Here is a 19,116-nt window from a genome sequence, read left to right on the forward strand (position 1 = left end):
TTGTCTGCGGGTCCCATTCCACGCGCATCCCGAGAGATTCCGCTATGGCGCGAAGCAGCCGTTAGTACAACGGCATGCCATTCTTCCGCAAGTAGGCTTCCTTCACTTGTATCAACAGATCGAATTGAGGCTCGCGAGCCGCATAAATGCTCTCCAGCAAATGCTGGCTGTAACGCAAATCTTTCAGCGTAAGCAGCGGGTAGTCCGTGAGTCCGTATGTTCCGTTTACCAAATACGCATAGTGCAGATCGCCTGTTTTTTTGTTTTCCCACGCGGGCGCGGTATCGACAACCCCCTGCCGCAGCTTTTCTGCCAACGAAAGGTACTCTTCATTGGCGGTCGTTTTGTACAGTTCATAGAGAAAGTTCATTTCCGCGAGCTGATGATTCAAGGATACATGGGTTTTCGTCTTCGGATTGGCTTCATGCGCGTAGTCTGCTACCAGATACCCTCCATTTTTCGTTACGAAATGCTTGGTCATGGCATGCTTGCTGAAATACTCGGCGTATCTCTCCACACTGGCCAACAGCAACGGATCCTGGTACTTTTTGTAGCCATTCAGTAAAAACATCGCGGTATCGGTGTTAAACCGCGTATCAAAAAAATACCGATCGATGCCGTATTCCTTCGACAGCCACGTCGATTTGGGAGAAGTAAACCAGTACCCGTGGCTGTTCTGCCATGACAGGGGAGCATAGAGCGATACGAGCGCAAAATCCTCGAAAAACGCACTTCCTGATGTCCGCAAAAACTTTTCCCCGACTGCATTATAGGGATTCAGCCAAAAGCTTATCTGGGAGCTGGGAGAATAGGTAGAAGGCGTTGGCAGGAGCAATCCTTCCCTTGTCCACTTTCGGACTCGATAAAAATCCCCCATTCGCAGATCGACCATCTCTGGTGTAGACCACGAAATCAACGGCTTCGTCCCCACAAAACCCCATGCCTCCGAGATCGTTCCAGGCACTGGTGACAAGGCAAGCTCCATCCCCGCCGGTGTCAGATGGATCCCTTTTGCGAGGTCATAGCGCTCTTTGCGGACTTCATTCGGCTGCTTCTCGTAGACGTCCACATACCCGAGAATCAAGGAGCGTGAAGAATCGTCGGCAAAAACGGGTTCCTTGTGCAGCGTCGTATGTAATTGCGCTTCTTGTGGTTCAGACCAGGTGGAAGTCTGGTAATGGAGTGATTTTGGATCAGGATAGACTATCGTCCGATAAGAAAAGGCCTCCAGTGAAAAGGGCAAGGTCACGACAACCGGCTCACCTTTGGACAGAGATTCGTAGCGGAGAAAGTAATAAAATGTTCCGCTCGGCAGTGTGGATGTTGTAATCGAAAGCGACCCGATTTTCGTGGATTGCCGATACAGCGTCCAGGCGGTTTTCACTTCCGAAAAAGGTGAATAAGCGTGGGTTGTCGTGAAATCTTCCACAACCGTAACAGATGGCGGAAATATGGGCCGCCACGCCGATTCTTGCTGTACACTCTCTGTCGAATTGGCGAGTACGGGATTGGCCTCTTCCCGAAAAGGGACAGCCAGCAGCAGCGCCATCATCGTGATGCGCAACCATTTCCTTTCATAAAACCTCTTTTTCTTTCCTCTCACGCAGTTCTCTCCTCTAAAACGGTCAGAATCGTAGCTGTATTTTGCAAAAACGGAAAAGATGATCCATTATACCATCTTTCACCAATTGTTAGCGAGATGAGGCGCGACTATCTCCCCATTAACAAAACCTTACATTTTTGATACTCTGAAGGAAAGGAGTAGAAGGAGGGAAAGCGATGCCTTTGTGGGTATTCCTCGCTCTTGTCATCGGCGGAATTCTGCTTTTCGGCATGATCTACGACCTGTACACGCGCCGCTCCAAAAAACGGCCACCGTCGCATCACATGAAATACGATCAGGTGTATGCGGAGCAGATGCTGCAGGATACCCGGGATCGGGTGAATGATGTGAAGAATTGGTAATCTGATCAGAACTTGCTGTCATGCATGCAAACGGCTGCCCGCTACTAACGCTGGGCAGCCGTTCTTTTCGCTTTGCGGCTCGGTATGTCTAGGAGAAAATAGCCTGCTGTGCCTTGTGCTCATCCTCCCGTTTCACGTAGATGTCGTATTGGACGTGGTCCTCGAGAGGAAAAAATTCACGGTTGTGCCTGCCCCAATCGCTGTGGGTACGGGTACGAAACGATACACCCGCCCCCTCAAGACGATACGCTACACGAAAGTACGCTTCGCTCCCCATCGCCGTGTAGACCAGACATTTATAAGGAGAGAAAAGGCGATCAAACAGGTTCATCCCTAAGACCTCCCTAAAAGTCAATCACTGGAATGCTGGCTGGCCTTTTGGGAACGACAGGCTGCCCTGCTGTTCGGACGAGCGTGTAATACTCGTAGCTCCCAATGACGCTGTAATCGCCCTCGATGACACCCGGATAGGCCCGGTTGACGGAATATTCCTGACTGAGATGAGCGCGCAACGCTTCCCCTTTTTGCTGGCGAAAACGCGTGATGTCCACCTTCCCCGTGATCGGGACAGCAGGCTTCGGCCCTTTATCCGGACAATGATCGTAATAATGGGGAATAGATACGTAGTAGAGATCGGGCAGTTCGTCTGCGCCCAAAGCCTGCTCGGCCCGCTCCACCGCCAGCGTGACTGCATGGCAGGTGGCGATATGATCGGGGTGGCCCGTCACACCGTCCGGGGGAAAAGTAATGACGACGCCAGGCTTCCAGTCGAGGATTACCTCCAAGATCTTCTGCGTCAGCTCTTCCTCATCAACCTCCGCCAGTGTGCCATCCGGATAGCGCAGCATCTCCAGCCTGGTAATCCCCAGCACCTTGGCCGCGGCGGCCAGCTCCTGCTCACGATGACGCGCCAACTTCTGGCGGCAGGTAATATCATATGCCCCCGAACGCCCCTTGCAGCCTGACGTGATGCAGACCAGGCAGGTCTTTTGCCCGCGCTCCCCGCATAACGCGATCGTTCCGCCGCAAGCAAAGGATTCATCGTCAGGATGCGGAAACACCATCATTACTTTTTTCAAAGCAGACATCTTTAGCACCTCTCACCTGTCATGATCGGCGATCCAGGTATGCCCAGCCTTTGGCAATCACACCGTAAATCGGATCGTTTTGTGCGCCCTCGTAGACGACGCCTGGCGCATAGCGGCTCACCTGTTCCATGACGCTGTTGCGCACACGTTCGTCATTTTGCAGAACACCGCCTTGAAGAATCATTTGAAAGGATTTGTCGCGCATCCCGAGCTGCTCGATCACCGCCCTGGCAGCCAGGTACAGCTCCTCTGCGGCCCGCTGCAAGATAGCCGCGGCCACCTCATCTCCGGAATCCGCCGCCTGACTGACAAGCGGAGACAGCTCGCCGACCTTTTCGATGGAATAATGCGGTCCGTACGTCCAATTGAACAATTCATCCACCTGCCGCAATCCTACGTGGGGAAGCAGCATATCCGTAAGAAGCGTTTGCTCCCCTCTGCCATCGGCGGCCTTCAGCACTGCCGTGATCGCCTGTTTGCCGATCCAGTAGCCGCTTCCTTCGTCCCCGACGCGATGACCCCAGCCTCCTGCACGAGCCGACTCCTGGGCTTCGTTGACGCCATAGGCGATAGAGCCTGTTCCTGCAATCACCAGAACGCCCGGTTTGCCACTAGTCGCACCCAGCAAGGCGGCAAATCCGTCATTCTCTACGAGCAAGTGACGGACACGGATGGACAGATTGGCCAATACCTCGCGGACGATGCCCGTAATCACCTGGCGATCGTATTCCGTGTCCAGTCCGGCGATTCCCATCACGGCACATTCCACTTCCCATACGGTCGGTGAATCAGCTTCGGCTGCCTGTACCTGGGACAAAGCCTGATGAATCGCCGCTGCCAACTCCCGCGATGCCGCCTCCACGCCGATCCCCTGATAATTGCAGGATCCGGCTCTGCCACTCCCCAGCTCCCGTCTGGATTCGTCCAGCAGGACAGCCAGGCATTTGGTACCCCCGCCATCGACGGCGAGAAGAGGAATCCGTACCGCTCTCATCCCCCCACGCTCCATTCGGCTGAGATCTGATCCAACAGCTGCATGGCATCCGCGATCTTTTGTCTCGACTGATTCAGCCAAGCAGCCTCTTCCTGCAAGCTCGACCTGCGCGCGGCAATTCCCCGTCTGCTCTCATCTGGATTGGGGCCTCCCGGCAAGCTGCGTATGCGTACAAAATGGACAGGATCGAGTGCTTGCCGCAGTTCTTCTTCGGTGATCAGCAATTCTTTGCCCAGGAGGTCTTTCGCCGCCCGATTTACCAGCTCGAGGCTGATTTGATTCGCGGCCAGCCCCGCCTGCGAGGCCTCCTTGACCACACGGCTGACAATGTGATGGGAGTTGCGGAACGAAAGGCGATCTGTGCGCACCAGCGTGTCCGCCAATTCGGTCACAGTAGCAAAGCTGCCGTAAGCCCGCTCCAAAAGCCCGTCCTTGTTTACCTCCATCGTACCGACCACGCAGGCCATCAGCCTGTACATCTGCTCCAGGACGGACATGCTGCGCCATGCGTATGGCTGCATGTCATCCTCGGTATCGACGATGTCGCCAAACGGCGTATTGTGCATCATCGTCAATACAGTCGTCGCATTGCCCGCACTGCTGGACAACAGCGATCGCATATGCTCGAACGAGACCGGATTGCGCTTCTGCGGCATGATGGAACTGATCTGTACATAGGGCGGCGCCACCTTCAGCACGCCGAACTCCTGTGTACACCACTGCAGCATGTCCTGAACAACGCGTCCCATATTGATGGCGGCTAGTTGAACGGCTGTCGCCACTTCCCCCAGGTAATCGGCGCCGCAGACTGCATCATAGGAATTTTCTACCAATTCATCAAATCCCAGCAATTCAGTCATCCGATTCCGGCTGATGGAAAAACCGGATGTCGTCAGAGCGGCTGCCCCCATCGGGTTGCGGTTGCACGTCCGGTACGCTTGTCTTAGCCGCTGGATGTCACGGCCCAAAAGATCAGTTGCAGCCAGGATGTAATGGGCCATGGTTGTCGGCTGGGCTTGCTGTGTGTGAGTATAGCCGATCATGATCGTCTCGGCATGTTCTTCTGCGAACAACAGCAAATGTTCTTTCAGATAGAGGGCCGAGGCCAGGGTTACCAAGAGCTTCTCCCGCAGCACCATGCGATAGATGGTAATGCCCATGTCATTGCGGCTTCTCGCCAGATGCAGGTTACCCGCCACATCCGGGGCCAACTCCAAAAGGCGGCTCTCTACCTGAAAGAACAAGTCCTCAAACTGCCCCGTATACGCACTGCGGCGCAATTCCTCCAGATCAAGCCCGTTCAGCGCCCGAGCGATTCTTTTCGCTTCATCGTCCGTGATCAGCTCCTGTTCGCGCAGCATGATCAAATGCGCCTTGTTGATCGCCATCATCGGGTCAAGCAAATGGTTTTTCGCTTCGTTAAAGGCTGGCTCCAGCACCGCTTCCACGTAGGTTTTTCCCGGGAAGCCTGTTCCCTCTTGCCCAAAAATGAGCGCTTTGTAGTCCATGTTCTCGCATCTCCTCTCCTGCATGTCGACAGCTTGCAAGCCGGGGGAAGGCAATCCGGCTCGATCGCCTCCCACTCCCGAACTCGCTTTGCTGTACCGTTCCAGCAGGATTCTATCGTTGGTATATTATTGGTGCAGACTTACCATATTGACAAACATCCGGATCGCCCCCGGCACCAGGGCGGGAATCTCGCGGTACCAGACCAGCGAGCTGTAGGTATAGGTTCCTTTTCCATAGTTGGCTGTCAGGAAGGTTCCGGTATACTCCTTCTCTCCCGGATCGCCGTTGCTGATCAGCTCCGTGTAGTCCTTGCCCCACTCAGCCGGATTGTAGGCCGAGCGATCCTGGACCCAATGATTCCAGTCTTCTGCCGTAATCTTGTTCGGGATGTTGAAAATGGGATGATCAGGCGCCAGCATGGTCACCGGAGAATTCTCGTCCGTCACCCGCCATTGGATTAACGGAGTGCCGATCTTGATCGGATAAGGAGCAAGCTCCGGCTTCCACTTGTCCTCCGGCTTATGGTATTGAACGACGAGATTGCCGCCGTTTTCCACGTATTTGAGCAGGCGGTCATTGCTTGCCAGCAGTTCCGGACGGAAGCCGTAAGCGCGAATCCCCATGACGATGGTATCGTACTGACTCAAGTCGCCGGATTCAATGTCTTTGGCAGACAGATTGGTCACGTCGACGCCGAATTGCCGCAGATACTGATCGATGTTGTCAAAACCGCTGGAGACGTAGCCGACCTTCAAGCCCTCCGGCACTTGCAGATCAAACGCCTGGATCTTCAACTCCGCAGGCTTGACGAAATAAGTGGTGCCGATATGCGGGTAGCGGATGACCTGCGCCCCGTGACGGCTCTCTTTGCCATTTCCTCGGGCAACAGCAGTAACCGTGTAGGTGTCCGGCTTGACTGATGCGGACGCCGTCACCGTAAAGGCGACAGACTGTGTCTCACCCTTGGAAGCAAAATCAAGCGACGCTGCATTCGGTACAACGCTCCAGCCAGCGGGCACCTGCAGCGAGATATTTGTCTTCGCGGCACCCGGCGTATAATTGCGCACGGTGACCTTGACCGGAATCGATTCCTTTGGTTTCAACGTATTCAGGACCGTAGCTCCTGGACTAAGCTCCATGGCATAAGGAGGAAGGACCGCTACGGGTTCCGCCGGAGCAACTCGACTGGTCGCAGCAGAATTGGCAAAGGTGTACGTTACGTCCGCGCTGACCAGGCTGGCAGCATACGGCTGGAAGAGTTCAGCATTGGCCGGAACAGTCACCTCGTATGTCGCTGTAGACGTCTGATTGTAGCCCACTGTCTTGAAGCTCGTTTCGCCTTTTGCTTTTGCCTGCCAGCCTTTTGGCAGATTCAGCTTGACGTCTACCTCGTTCACTGGCGACTGTCCGCCATTGTAGACGGTGACACTCATGTTCGTCTTCTGCCCTGCCACCAGTTCATTCGTCTCCGCCCTTACCTTGATGACGAGTGACAGCGCTTCTGCACTTGCTTTGTTCAACTGCCCTTCCTTGACCTGAAGCCGATGCAGCAGGTCCTGCTTCACAGCATCGCTCAGCTTGGAATTTTGGAGATCTGCTATTGTCTGCTGCAAATCAGCTTTCATAGCATGCACAGCTACGGCCACATCCGCAAAACGCGGATAGGCGGCAATCACGTTGTCAGCGTCCTTCTGCAGCTTTTTCAAGCCGGCAATGATCGGCCCCGAGCCTGGCTGTGTGGTCACTTCCCGTGCGAGGTCGTCAAACGTGAAGGCGATTCCGTCAAAAAAGCCGGATTCCTGTCCCGTGCCAACGGGTGCTGCCGCGGCTGCTTCCAGCTTGTAGTAGCTGTAGCGCTCCCCCTCGTCGTAGTGGCGTCCCATGCCCTGGCTCTTGTGCATAAAGCGGGACTCTTCGCCCAATTGCAGGTAGGACGCGCCGTACAGCTCGTCATAGTCCCCGACCGGAATCCGGACGGAATACGCGTCCTCCTTGGCTGGCACATAGAGCTTTTTCACCTGCCAGGGAGCAATCCCCTCGCGTGCATGCTGCGGGAAAACATCGGGATTGGCAGCGTCGGCAAAAGCTTTGACTGTTATGACATTGATGGCGCGATGATGGCCGTGTGTAGAAGGTTCATTCAGGAATGCGGGAATGACGACATCAGGACGCAAGGTGCGGATCGTGCGGATCAGCCTTTCATACGCTTCCTGCTCTCCCCATTTTTCCAGGGTTTCATCCGGGCTTTTGGAGAAGCCGAAGTCGTAAATCGGGTCATTGATCTTTTGGCTCAGCATTTCCAGATGGACATTTGTGACCTTGGAAGCCTCTTGCAGCTCCCGTGTGCGGATGATTCCCAATGCGTTGTCCAGCTCGCTGCCGATCTCGTTTTGTCCCCCTTCGCCGCGATTGGCGATGACACTGTACGTGTCTACCCCCTGACCCAGAGACAAATACGCCAGCATGGCGCTATGCTCGTCGTCGGGGTGGGCTCCCGTGTTCATCGCACTGGCGATGGTGGTCAGCGGTTTGATCGCCTTCCACAAATCCATGACCCCGCGATCGGCATGCGCGGTCTGCGGTGCTGCCGGCCATACCAGACTCCCGGCGAGCGCCGCCGCTGTCGCAAGCGAACACAGCTTGGCAAATTTCCCATTCCTCATGAACTCTCCTCCATTCCCTTTTCAGATTGGATGTATCTCAATCACGGCACGTATGTTGCGGTTCTTGGCTGCCGCCGAGGATTGACCGATGCAAAGGGGGATGAAGCCATTCGTTACATTGCCGCACTTGCCTTGTCGCCCGTCAATTTGCGCGAGAGGAACAAGACTACGATGATGACGACAATTTGCAGTACGCCATAGGCGCAGGCAGTGCCGAATTCAAAATTGTACATGCGTTGATAGACCGCTACGGACAAGGGAATCGTCCGCGGTGTAAAGATCAGGATGGAAGCGACGAACTCACCGATACACTGGACAAAAGCGAGCAGCGTACCAGCAAGAATTCCGCCCCATGCCATCGGGAAAACCACGCGGCGGAAGCTGTACCACCAGGAGGCCCCGAGATTGCGTGCCGCTTCCTCCACGGATGGGTCCATCTGCATCAAGGTAGCCGAGGTAGAGCGGAATACCAGCGGCAGATGGCGGACGAAGTAGGCGAGCGGTATGATCCAGAACGTCCCGATCAGCACTTGATTGAAGCTGAATACGGTCGGTTCGCTGAAGGCAGCGATCAGGTTGACAGCTACGACGGTGCCGGGCAATGCCCATGGCAGCATGATCAGCACATCCATCAAGGTCTTGCCCTTGAAATTGAGGCGCACCATCGCATAGGCGGCGGCTACCCCAAACAGCACGATCCCGATCGAAGCGACAGCGGACAGCTGCAAGCTGTTGGCGATCGGACGCCATGTCTTGCTGTCTGTAAACAAATCGATATAATGCTCCAGCGTGTACTGCGGAGGCAATATCTGCACCGTCCAGGTCCCGTCGACAGAGAACGAGATGAGGATAAGGACGAGAATCGGCAGCATCAGAATGATCGTCGCAATAAAGGAGAGGATCATGGTGAGCGTGCGGCCCGTCTTGCTTTTGATCTCAGTCCGGTGCACGCTGACTCCCTTGCTCAGGTTCTGGTAGTTGCGCGCTCCCTGATACCAGCGCATCAGCAGCAGGAACGCAACGGAGACTACAGAGAGAATCGTCGATTGCGCTGCTGCCATATCCAGATCCCCGTTGGTCCGGGACAGGTAGATCTGCATGGTCATGGTCCGGTCGATGCCGAAGATGAGCGGCGCGGTGTAGGACGCCATCGAAATCATGAAGACGAGCAACGACGAGGCGACCATCGCCGGCGTCAGCATCGGCAGGATGACACGTCTCCAAACCGTAAAGCGATTCGCTCCGAGATTGGCGGCGGCCTCTTCCAGCGAAGGGTCAAGTCCCTTGATCGCTGCGGTCGCCGTCATGAAAAAGTAGGTATACATGGTAAAAGTATGGACGACCACGACGCCCCAAAAACCTTTGAGCGAAAACGGCACCTGCGCCAGCCCGAACAGCTCCTTGATCGCCCGGGGGAAGATCCCGCTCTCCCCGTAGAGGAACGTAAAGGACAAGACCCCGATCAAAGGCGGCAAGGCCATCGGAACCAAGGCCAGGACGGAGAGAATCTTGCGTCCGGGAAACTCGTAGCGCTCCAGCAAAAACGCCATGGTCACTCCGACGATGCCGCAGGTGATGACGCTTAAAACCGATATGTAGATGCTGGTCCACAGAGCCTCCAGATTGGCCGTGTGCTCCAGACTGAAAAAGCGGATATAGTTCTTCCAGGTAATCTCTTCATCTACGTTGACGCTGGCAAGAAAGGTCTCGTACAGCGGGTAGATGACATAGGCAAGCAAAATGATAAAGAGCGGCGAAACCAGTACATAGACGAAATAGGGTGAAGCGGTGATCGACCTTCGTCTCGCTGGTGCGGATGCCGGCTGTATCTGCGTGCTCATCGCTTCTCCTCCCTACTCTGTAAAGTAAATGCTTTCTTTGGGGATCTGCAGACGGATCGTCTCTCCCCGCTGTTTGATAGGTCTCCCGAGATTGATCGACATGCTGCGAAGAGACTCTTCGCCGACACGTGTGACATAGTTGACGCATGCGCCGGTAAACTCCGCCATCTCGACCGATCCCGTCACGACATTCTCCCCTTCTGTCACCAGACTCTCCTGGATGGATTCCGGGCGAATGGACATCAGGACGCTCTCCCCAGCCGCGATCCGGGCTTTGGGCGAGGCATTTTGGCGCAATCCGGTCAAAACCTGGCCGGATGCCGTACGGACCTTTACTTCGTCCCCTTCCACGCCGACAATGGTACCGTTCCATAGATTGGTCTCCCCGATGAAGGACGCAACAAAGCGATTGACAGGGAAGTGGTAGATTTCATGCGGTGTGCCTACCTGCTGCACCTCTCCGCCCTGCATGACCATGATGCGGTCTGACATGGACATCGCTTCGGACTGGTCATGCGTAACGTATATCGTCGTGATGCCCAGCTCCAACTGCAGGCGCTTGATCTCAAATCGAGTCTCTTCTCGCAGCTTGGCATCCAAATTGGACAGCGGCTCATCCAACAGCAGAATCTGCGGCTCGATGACCAGCGCCCTGGCTAAAGCAACCCGTTGCTGCTGGCCGCCTGAGAGCTGATCGATCCGGCGCTCTCCATAACCAGTCAACCGAACCAGATCCATGATCCGCTCGACGCGTTCCTTAGCTTCTCCCTTGGCGACCCTGCGCACTTGCAAACCAAACGCGATGTTTTCAAAAACGGTCATATGCGGAAACAGCGCATAGTTCTGAAACACCATCCCGGTATTTCGCTTATGTGGCGGCACAGCCGTCACTTCCTGACTGCCGAAGCGGATGCTGCCTTCTGTCGGGTAATAAAACCCTGCGATCATCCGCAGTGTCGTCGTTTTTCCGCAGCCACTCGGACCAAGGAACGTGAAAAATTCGCCTGATTCGATGTGAATGTGGACATCCTCGACCCCTTTTGCCGTGCCAAATCGTTTATGTACATGATCCAGTGTTACGCTGCTCATCCGATCCTGTCTCCTCCTTCGTGCAAGTCATGGCCAGCCAGACAAGCGACGAGACGGAAAGGAATGTTCCTTCCCGCCTGCTGCTCGTCTTTTTTCTTCTTACTTCTTGCCTTTGCCCTTGATGTTCTCATCCCAGTACTGCATCCACTCTTTTTCCTTCTCCGCCATAACATCCCAGTCGATGTCCAATGGCTTGAGCTCCAGCGTTTGCATAAATTCCGGAAGCTGATCCTTGCTGATGTCGCTGCGCGCCGGGAATTGGAAGCGTTCTTTCGCCAACTGGGAAGCGATCTCAGGACTCATCAAAAATTCCATGAATTTTTTGGCAGCCTCGGTGTTTGGCGCGTTTTTGACGATGGCGATACCATCAACGAGGATAGGAGCACCGCTCTTCGGATAGATAAAGTCGTATGGATGGTTGTTTTTCAGGCCCTGGAGGAGGACGTCCTGCAGGTTCCACAGGGAGATGACGCCTTCCTGACGGTCAAGCTTAAGGTACAGATTCGTCGGGTCTTGCGTGTATTCTTTGGTGTTGGCATCCAGCTTGAGCAGCCACTCATAGCCTTTCTCCGGCGTGTCAGGTCCCTGACGGTAAATCATTGCGGAGTAAATCGTACGCATGGTTCCGGATGGAAGGACGTTGCGGATGACGATCTTGTCTTTGTATTTCGGATCAAGCAGTTCATCCCAATCCTGCGGCGCTTCTTCTTTTTTCAGAGCATCCTTGTTGTACATGATGACTTCTGGCAAAAGCATCTCGCCAATCCAGCGGTACTCCTTGTCTTTGTAGAGATCTGGAATCTGGTCCGCAAACGTAGGCTTGTAGGATTCCAGAAGCCCTTCATTGGCAGCCGTGCTCAGAGCAGACTGTGTGCCGCCCCACCAGAAGTCCGCCTGCGGGTTCGCTTTCTCGGCACGGACGCGCTCCAGGATTTGCTGGGCACCCATTTCCAGCGTTTCGACCTCGATATTCGGATATTTTTCGTTAAATTGCGGCAGGACCACCTCGAAAATGTTTTTGTCCCGCCCGGTGTAGATAACCAGTCTTTCCGGCTCGTTGGACGGTGCTGGCTGTTCACTTGGCTGCGCGGCAGTCTGTCCGCCGCCTTGTGAGCCTGTGTTGTTCTCGGCAGGCTTTTGTTCCTGTCCGCCGCCCGAGCACGCCGCTACGGCAAGTGCCAGGGAACTGGCGAACAGACCCTGCATCCATTTTTTCATCTTTCCTTTTGCTTTGCTCAACGCTTACTCCCCCTTCAGCTTTTCACGCTTTGTCCAGCAATCTTGTCGATGGAAATGCTTCCAAAACGGAATGCACGGCACCGATCAAGCCCGCTTGCTCACCGAGTGTCGCCTTTTTCAGACAAGGCACCTTGGGCACCCACTCGGTCAGCCATTCTTGAATCTTCTTCACCCCTTCGTCGTCAATATGGACCATCTCTCCACTCAGGATTAAGAGCTCCGGATTCAAGATGCTGACGATGTTGGCCATTCCATACGCCCAGTGCCGGTATACGTCGTCAAGCAAGGTTTGGGCTTGGACGCTGCCTGCCCTGGCGTGTAGGATGAGCTCTTCTATGACACTCGACCCTTCCTGAAGGTCAGAGAGGACTCCCTCGGCCTGTTGCATGATACCGGGTACAGAATAATGGGTCTCAAATACCCCGGAGGCACCGTTGCGGCGATGCTGCTCGGGACCGATCATCATGAAGCCGATCTCCCCCGCCGCTTCTCTGCTGCCGCGATAGAATTGACCGTCTAAAATAACGCCTGCGCCAATCCCAGTACCGACGTACATGTAGACAACATGCGAATGTCCGACTCCAACCCCGCGCACATACTCGCCGAGCGTCATCAGATTCACGTCGTTGTCAATGATCACCGGAACGCCCAATCGCGCTTCCAAGGCTTCCTGGATCGGCGAATCCATCCAGCCCGTACTCGGTGAAAAGCTGACGGTGCCCTGGCCCCGCTGGGTGACGCCTTGCAACCCTACGCCCATCCCAAGCAACTGGTCATGTGACATGCCGCTGTCGGCCAATAGTCGCGTCAGACCGGCCACAAGGTCCTCGATGACTCGCTCCCCGTTGGCAGGCTGATCTAGCCGCTTGCGACATCGCGCCATAAACTCGCCCTTGAGGTTGGCAATGGTCATGTCAAGCGTAGAGCCTTCAAAAATCGCCCCTGCAATCGCGTACGCCTGGTAATTGTACTCCAGCAGGATCGGCTTTCTTCCGCCTCTGGAGTCGCCCATCCCTACCTCCTGCAAAAGTCCCTCCTGAATCATTTCGTCGACCAGGGCAGAGACACATGGACGGCTGAGCTGCGTCTGTTTGGAAATGTCGGCGCGGGATATTTGACCGTGTTGGATCACCTGTTGCAGGACCTCTTCTTTGTTTAGCTTTTTCACCAGTTTGCTGTTTCCGGTCTTCCTAGGAACTCGCACGCCTGTTCTTTCACCACCAAACTGTTAGTTAAACTTACTAACAAAGTTATCCAGATTATACCTACTGCTACCAGAATAGTCAAACTATTTATAACTATTACTTTTTTGGCAGTACGCTGTGAATAAAAAAAGACTGAGCGTTATCGTCAACGTCTCAGTCTGCACTGTTTTTGGCCATCGCTTCCGGTTTTTTGCTGGTACGATGCCCGTCCCTGTTCTTGCCTAGCTCGTGCTTGATGTACAAGTAATTCTCCATCTCCCGCAAGAGATAAAACAGAGATGCCCGCGTCTCAAATTCTTCGCGCGACTTGGGCAGCGGCGTTTCCTTGATCTCCTCGTGCATCAGCCGCAATTGGTCCAGGAAGCGGTAGGCCGTGTTGCCAGGGTGTACGGAATCGCTCAGCTTGTCCAGAAAATCCGCCATCTGCAAGCCTTGCGGAACTTGCGAGTTCAACGTCGAGACGATCGGCATCATGCGCTCCAGCAGCTCGAACTGTTTTTCTCGCATGACGAAGTACGAGGTGTACGTATCGTCGCCGCGTCCCAGGCGGTTTTCCACGTCACGCGAAGCCAGCTTGATCGCCTGAGCCAGCAGGCTGGGCGTCTCAATCAGCTCGTGTCCGTCCCAGTCGCTTTCCCCATTGCGAAGATAGAAGCTGAATTCCTTGAGAATCTTGCTGAAGTTGCGCTCCACCTTTTCCTGCATTGCCTTCAGTTCTTTTTCCAGACTTGGCATGTAGAGATTGACCACCAGCGCAACTCCGACCCCGATTACCAAAAGGGCAAACTCATTGGCGATCAAGGCCAGATCCATCCGCTCCTCTGCGTACAGATGCATCATCACGACCATGCAGGTGACAAAGCCTTCCTGAATACGCATACGCACAGCCAGCGGCATGAAAACAAGAATGGTGAACATCAGCGCCAACGGGGTAAAGCCAAAGATCCAAAATCCAGCGAAGCCGATGCCGATCCCCAGCAGGGTGGCGAGAATCCGGTTGATCGCTGTACGGACGGATTTCTTCACCGTGACTTGAATACAAAGGATGGTGATGATCCCCGCAGCCGCATAGTACATCAGCCCAAGCTGTTGCGCGATAAAAATCGAGATGGCCGTCCCAATCGCTGTCTTGATGGTACGATTTCCTATGCGAAAAGATAAAAAGCTCAGTTCGTTCCCCTCCAAAGATGAATTCTGTTATCACTGTACCAAAAACCGGAGGGGAACCAAAGCGAAGAGTTTGTTAATTCTTCTGTTTGCTTTGTTGCAGCTCCAGCATGTCTTTGAGCAACTGGGCCATTTCAGCACGGGTGACAGATGCTTCCGGAGCGAATTTGCCGGCAGTGGCACCGACGAATTCAATGCCCTCTGCGTGCAGCAACGTCACTGCAGGGACCTGGATTTTTTGCAGATCCGGGTATGCCGGGACAAAAATCTCCGGCTTGTTCAAAATATCTCCATACCCCAGCAAACGGGCAGCCATATCCGCCAGTTGGGCACGAGTGATCGGCTTGTCGGGCTCAAAGCGTCTTCCTTCTTTGGCAATCAAGCCTTCCTGGAGGCTTTTCTGGATTACGCCATACAGCGGATGCTTGCTGTCGATGTCATCAAAGCTATAGGGTTTGACCTGCTCCTCACTAAAACTGTAGTAGCTTCTGCGGTGAAACTCCATGCGATCCATGGCCCGGGCCATAATTTGCGCCGCTTCCCCGCGCGTCAAAGGCTTGTCCGGCTCCAGCTTGCCGTCTGTCACGGTCAGCCAGCCGTAGCGCACAGCCAGCTCCAACGCCTCTTTTTGCGGATGATCGCCCACATCCTGCGGTCCTTGGGCTTTGCTTACCTCCTCAAAGCTGATCCACTTGCCTGACAGCGCATCGACGACCCCCGCATCTCCCACCATGCGGTATACAAGAAATGGCTGCGAGCTCTGCTCCTCCTGGTTAGCATAGTAGGGGTCAGGCAGGAAGTAGGTCAGAGTCAGCGTTTGGTTTTCCTCTTCCAATTTTTTGGCTGCTTCCTGATCGATCTTTGCTTTTGCCGGTTGTATTCCTTCCAGCTCGTAAGCATCCGTCCGGATATTCTCCACTTCACCGGTCGTGGCCGATACCTCCACTCGGAAATAGGAGTCTTCCACCGGCACACCGTCCTTCAGCCAGCCAAACAACAGCGTATACGCTCCATCTTGTTCCAAGCGCTGCTTGATGTTCATTTCGGACCGCTGCTCCGGATTATAAGCAATCTCCCCCAATCGGTCAGCGAACAGAGCTTTGACAAGCTGGATGGCGTTCTGCTCGGCTTTCTCCCAAGAGACGGTCTGATCGCTGCTGCCTGCTCCGCCTCTTCGGATGGGCTGGTAATCGTCTTTTCGATACTCTACCAGTTCGCCGCGATCACCGATGTAAATCCGGAATGACTCCTGGTCTTTTCCTTGGCCCTGCACAGGCGTATATTCAAAGCCCCAACGCCGTCTTTCCACACCATCCGGACCGCTGGTCGCTCCGCTTCCGCGATTTCCATTCGAGCGATAGCTGCCGGGCAATTTTTTCACCACCTGATCGGCGATGACCTGTGCCTCCTCTTTGGTGATCAGCTTGTCCGCACTTGCTTTGGCAATGGTATTCCCCAACGGCTGAAGCTTCGCTTTTTTTGTCGGCTTGCCTGTGTAATTGAGCAATTCGCCACTCATCGCATCGACGAATTGGGGATCGCCAATCTGGTATTTGTAGACGAGCTGATAGTTGGGGTCATTGTTATAGTTGCCCGTAATCGATGACGTCCTTGTGTAGACCAGCGAAGGCAGCGCCTCTGCGATTTTTTCCTGCGCCTCTTCAAGGCTCAGAGCCGGTTTGGCCGCTGGCAAAGATCCTTCATACCAAGTCCGGGAGAATTGCAGCACCTCTCCCTTTTCATCCACTACGATATGAAAACCATTTCCAATAAAAGGAATATCATCTTCTACGCGGGTAAAGGTAAAGGGATGGTGGACAAATGTACTGGAGTAAGCCCGAGAAGCCATTTTGTATTCATTGGCTTCCGACAGCTTGGCCCGCTCGTCGGCGCTTACGGTTTTCTCGAGGAATTTTGTGGCTGCCTCCAGTGCCGCCTCTTCGCTTACCTTTTGGTCCGCAGAGGCGGTTTCATTTCCATAGCGTGAATATTGCAGCAATTTCCCTGTCGCCGCATCGAGTGTTACATAGATGCCAGCGTCATTTTTCCCGGTCCAGGACAGGCTCCAGGCAGCGTTAGGGATGAAGGGGTTGCGTTCAGGCCCTTGATAGGAGGCCCGCTCCAGCTTGAAATCAGCAGGGATGGAAATGTAGTTCTGGACACGGCGGATTGCCTCTTCCTTGGACAGTTCTTTTCCTTGGCTCTCGGCAGCAAATGCAGCAGGCAAGGCAACTCCGGGCACGCCGGCTGACGGGATCGCAGGTACCAGCAACATGGCGGTTGCCAGGCCTGCTGTCAGCCTCCACGATTTTTTCCGCATACTCACGGAACGATCACTCCTCTCCAATTTTGGGAATTCCACCCATCTTACCACTTATGTGAATGTGATTTCAAATTTTCAAAAGAGAGCTACTATCCTAGAGGAAGCTGGACGATCGGTTTGATATGGCGAAGGATGTTCTCTTGTGCTCTCAAAACGGCTCTTTGCTCTGCTGCCAGGAAGACCGTCATCGCGTCTGGCAGTCCGAAGAGAACAAATGCCACACTCATCGAGACAATCGTGATCTTGCGAGATGGAGGCTTCCAGGACGTATATCGCTGTTCCACATGCACTGCGCTCCTTTCGGCAGGACAAGCGCCTGTAATAAAAAATCTGCCATACGGACCCTTCCGCAGGCAGACTTTTCTTCGTTAGTATCAGCTTGTTTTCTCTTACACTTCCAGCAAGGTTGCCAAAGACGCTTGATTCAGCACATTCCCCACCAGGAAGTTGCCGAACTCGCCGAAGCGCGCGCTCACTTCGTCAAAGCGCATTTCGTAGACGATATGCTTGAATTCCAGTGGATCGTTGGAGAACAGGGTAACGCCCCACTCCCAATCGTCAAAACCAACGGAGCCGCCGATGATCTGCTTGACTCTTCCGGCGTACTTGCGGCCGATCAAACCGTGGGAGCGCATCATTTCCTGACGCTCCTGCATGGTCAGCATGTACCAGTTGTCTTGCAGATCCCGTTTTTTGTTCATCGGATAGAAGCAGATATGCTCCCATTTCGGCAGGATCGGATAAAGGCGTTCACGTACATGCGGGTTCGCCTTCGGATCTTCTCCCGGATTGTTGACGTAGTTGCTCAGTTCTACGACGGATACGTAAGAATATGGCGCTTCTGTATAAGCGGCAAAACGCGTTTTATTGAACGCTGTTTTGATCGCATCCAGCTCTTGCAGGGTCGGGCGCAGGAACATGAACACGAGGTCAGCCTTGTGGCCCAGAATGGAGTAGACAGCCGTGCTTCCTTCCTTCTGCTCCTCGTTTGCCTCCCATGTACTCATCAGGCTTTGCAGCTCGTCCAACGCAGCTTTGCGCTCCTGTTCGGACGCTGCTTTCCACTTCTCCCAATTGATGGTGCGGAAATTATGATACGTATACCAACCTTCCAATGTAAGCAACGCTTCGTTCGCGCTCATTGAAAATCAGCTCCTTTGAAAAATCTGGATTCCAGATTGCGTCTTTCCCAGTATAGCATAAGGGATTGACAGATATTCGAAACAGATTGGTGAACAAGCGTACCCGTCCGTCGATTTATTCCGTTTTGGCACGGCCTATTGTAACAGCAGACAAGAGGGAGGCCGCCGGAGCATCCACGATGACTGTCACATCATCGTGCATTTGCAGTAACGATGCCGGGACATCCGGTGTCATCTCACCCTCTAGCATGTCTCTTACAGCCTGAGCCTTGGCCTCGCCGCTTGCCAGCAAGACGATTTTTTTCGCACCGAGAATCGTGGCAATCCCCATCGAAACCGCTTGTGTCGGCACTTCTTCTACCGATTCAAAAAAACGCGCATTGGCCTCGATCGTGCTGGGAGTCAGTTGGACCACACGGGTCTTCGATGAGGCAGAAGAGCCGGGTTCATTGAAACCGATGTGACCGTTGGTGCCGATCCCCAACACCTGGATGTCGATCCCCCCCGCTTCCGCAATGGCCTGCTCGTAGCGTGCACATTCCTGCTCGAGGTCCTGTGCGTCCCCTCGTGGGATGTTCGTACGCTCGGCAGCCATGTCAATCTGCGCGAAGAGATGCTCCTGCATATACGTCCGGTAGCTCTGCGGGTGTTGGGCGTCCAGCCCTACATATTCATCCAGATTGAAACTCGTCGCCTGCGAAAAGCTGAGACCTTCTGTACGATGCATCCGAATCAATTCCTCGTACATGCCAACAGGCGTGCCACCAGTGGCTAACCCGAGCACCAGATCGGGTTTTCTTTTTACCTCCTGGGCAAAAAGCTGCGCTGCCACCTTGCTCATTTCCTGATACCCTTCAACCAATAACAGCTTCACGTTGCTCATTCACTCCC

16 protein-coding genes are annotated in these 19,116 nt (G+C 54.2%); 1 reads left to right on the top strand and 15 read right to left on the bottom strand.

Going from position 1 to position 19,116, the window contains the following annotated elements:
- Window positions 1-61 precede the first annotated feature (61 nt).
- Complete coding sequence (locus T458_RS56120; RefSeq protein WP_051410091.1) at window positions 62-1,603, bottom strand: glycoside hydrolase family protein; 1,542 nt, start codon at window positions 1,601-1,603, stop codon at window positions 62-64.
- Between the two features lie 176 nt (window positions 1,604-1,779).
- Between T458_RS56120 and T458_RS46675 the strand changes: the two genes are divergently transcribed.
- On the top strand, window positions 1,780-1,965 hold the full coding sequence (locus T458_RS46675; protein WP_023557983.1) for a hypothetical protein: 186 nt from the start codon (window positions 1,780-1,782) through the stop codon (window positions 1,963-1,965).
- Window positions 1,966-2,053: 88 nt separating this feature from the next.
- On the opposite strand, the gene T458_RS46680 is transcribed toward T458_RS46675, so the two are convergent.
- From T458_RS46680 to nagB, 14 genes are all read right to left on the bottom strand, one after another.
- Window positions 2,054-2,296: a hypothetical protein gene (locus T458_RS46680; protein ID WP_023557984.1), complete on the bottom strand. Its 243-nt coding sequence runs from the start codon at window positions 2,294-2,296 to the stop codon at window positions 2,054-2,056.
- 13 nt (window positions 2,297-2,309) lie between these two features.
- Window positions 2,310-3,044 carry a PIG-L deacetylase family protein gene (locus T458_RS46685; protein WP_035316264.1) on the bottom strand — a complete coding sequence of 245 codons (735 nt, stop codon included), beginning with the start codon at window positions 3,042-3,044 and terminating at the stop codon, window positions 2,310-2,312.
- A gap of 28 nt (window positions 3,045-3,072) precedes the next feature.
- Window positions 3,073-4,047: an N-acetylglucosamine kinase gene (locus T458_RS46690; protein WP_023557986.1), complete on the bottom strand. Its 975-nt coding sequence runs from the start codon at window positions 4,045-4,047 to the stop codon at window positions 3,073-3,075.
- A complete protein-coding gene (gene argH / locus T458_RS46695; RefSeq protein WP_023557987.1) occupies window positions 4,044-5,555 on the bottom strand; it encodes an argininosuccinate lyase in 1,512 nt (503 codons plus the stop codon). Before argH ends, T458_RS46690 begins: the two co-directional genes overlap by 4 nt.
- A 126-nt stretch (window positions 5,556-5,681) precedes the next feature.
- Window positions 5,682-8,219, bottom strand: coding sequence for a PIG-L family deacetylase (locus T458_RS46700; RefSeq protein WP_023557988.1), 2,538 nt, complete (start codon window positions 8,217-8,219; stop codon window positions 5,682-5,684).
- Window positions 8,220-8,332: 113 nt separating this feature from the next.
- Window positions 8,333-10,060, bottom strand: a complete 1,728-nt coding sequence (locus T458_RS46705) for an ABC transporter permease (protein WP_023557989.1) — start codon at window positions 10,058-10,060, stop codon at window positions 8,333-8,335.
- Window positions 10,061-10,072: 12 nt separating this feature from the next.
- Window positions 10,073-11,149, bottom strand: coding sequence for an ABC transporter ATP-binding protein (locus T458_RS46710; protein ID WP_023557990.1), 1,077 nt, complete (start codon window positions 11,147-11,149; stop codon window positions 10,073-10,075).
- Between the two features lie 99 nt (window positions 11,150-11,248).
- Entirely contained in the window at window positions 11,249-12,355 is a 1,107-nt protein-coding gene (locus T458_RS46715; RefSeq protein ID WP_084568045.1) for an extracellular solute-binding protein, read from the bottom strand.
- Window positions 12,356-12,410: 55 nt separating this feature from the next.
- Window positions 12,411-13,592, bottom strand: a complete 1,182-nt coding sequence (locus T458_RS46720) for an ROK family protein (RefSeq protein ID WP_023557992.1) — start codon at window positions 13,590-13,592, stop codon at window positions 12,411-12,413.
- Between the two features lie 154 nt (window positions 13,593-13,746).
- Window positions 13,747-14,778 carry an aromatic acid exporter family protein gene (locus T458_RS46725; RefSeq protein ID WP_023557993.1) on the bottom strand — a complete coding sequence of 344 codons (1,032 nt, stop codon included), beginning with the start codon at window positions 14,776-14,778 and terminating at the stop codon, window positions 13,747-13,749.
- Between the two features lie 58 nt (window positions 14,779-14,836).
- On the bottom strand, window positions 14,837-17,080 hold the full coding sequence (locus tag T458_RS46730; protein WP_031306025.1) for a YcdB/YcdC domain-containing protein: 2,244 nt from the start codon (window positions 17,078-17,080) through the stop codon (window positions 14,837-14,839).
- A gap of 92 nt (window positions 17,081-17,172) precedes the next feature.
- Complete coding sequence (locus tag T458_RS46735; protein ID WP_023557995.1) at window positions 17,173-17,367, bottom strand: hypothetical protein; 195 nt, start codon at window positions 17,365-17,367, stop codon at window positions 17,173-17,175.
- A 105-nt stretch (window positions 17,368-17,472) separates the two neighbouring features.
- Entirely contained in the window at window positions 17,473-18,225 is a 753-nt protein-coding gene (hemQ, locus tag T458_RS46740; protein ID WP_023557996.1) for a hydrogen peroxide-dependent heme synthase, read from the bottom strand.
- Between the two features lie 115 nt (window positions 18,226-18,340).
- The gene (gene nagB, locus T458_RS46745; protein ID WP_031306027.1) at window positions 18,341-19,099 is read right to left on the bottom strand and encodes a glucosamine-6-phosphate deaminase; all 759 of its coding nucleotides are present in this window, start codon (window positions 19,097-19,099) and stop codon (window positions 18,341-18,343) included.
- Window positions 19,100-19,116: the final 17 nt, after the last annotated feature.

It is taken from the genome of Brevibacillus panacihumi W25 (assembly GCF_000503775.1).
In the GTDB taxonomy this organism is placed as follows: Bacteria; Bacillota; Bacilli; order Brevibacillales; family Brevibacillaceae; genus Brevibacillus; species Brevibacillus panacihumi_A.

Excerpts from the sequence above, each read along its gene's own strand:
- argH (WP_023557987.1), bottom strand. The coding sequence starts at position 5,555 with ATGGACTACAAAGCGCTCATTTTTGGGCAAGAGGGAACAGGCTTCCCG.
- T458_RS46730 (WP_031306025.1), bottom strand. The coding sequence starts at position 17,080 with ATGCGGAAAAAATCGTGGAGGCTGACAGCAGGCCTGGCAACCGCCATG.
- T458_RS46675 (WP_023557983.1), top strand. The coding sequence starts at position 1,780 with ATGCCTTTGTGGGTATTCCTCGCTCTTGTCATCGGCGGAATTCTGCTT.
- T458_RS46700 (WP_023557988.1), bottom strand. The coding sequence starts at position 8,219 with ATGAGGAATGGGAAATTTGCCAAGCTGTGTTCGCTTGCGACAGCGGCG.
- hemQ (WP_023557996.1), bottom strand. The coding sequence starts at position 18,225 with ATGAGCGCGAACGAAGCGTTGCTTACATTGGAAGGTTGGTATACGTAT.
- T458_RS46690 (WP_023557986.1), bottom strand. The coding sequence starts at position 4,047 with ATGAGAGCGGTACGGATTCCTCTTCTCGCCGTCGATGGCGGGGGTACC.
- T458_RS46705 (WP_023557989.1), bottom strand. The coding sequence starts at position 10,060 with ATGAGCACGCAGATACAGCCGGCATCCGCACCAGCGAGACGAAGGTCG.
- T458_RS46680 (WP_023557984.1), bottom strand. The coding sequence starts at position 2,296 with ATGAACCTGTTTGATCGCCTTTTCTCTCCTTATAAATGTCTGGTCTAC.
- T458_RS46715 (WP_084568045.1), bottom strand. The coding sequence starts at position 12,355 with ATGCAGGGTCTGTTCGCCAGTTCCCTGGCACTTGCCGTAGCGGCGTGC.
- T458_RS46710 (WP_023557990.1), bottom strand. The coding sequence starts at position 11,149 with ATGAGCAGCGTAACACTGGATCATGTACATAAACGATTTGGCACGGCA.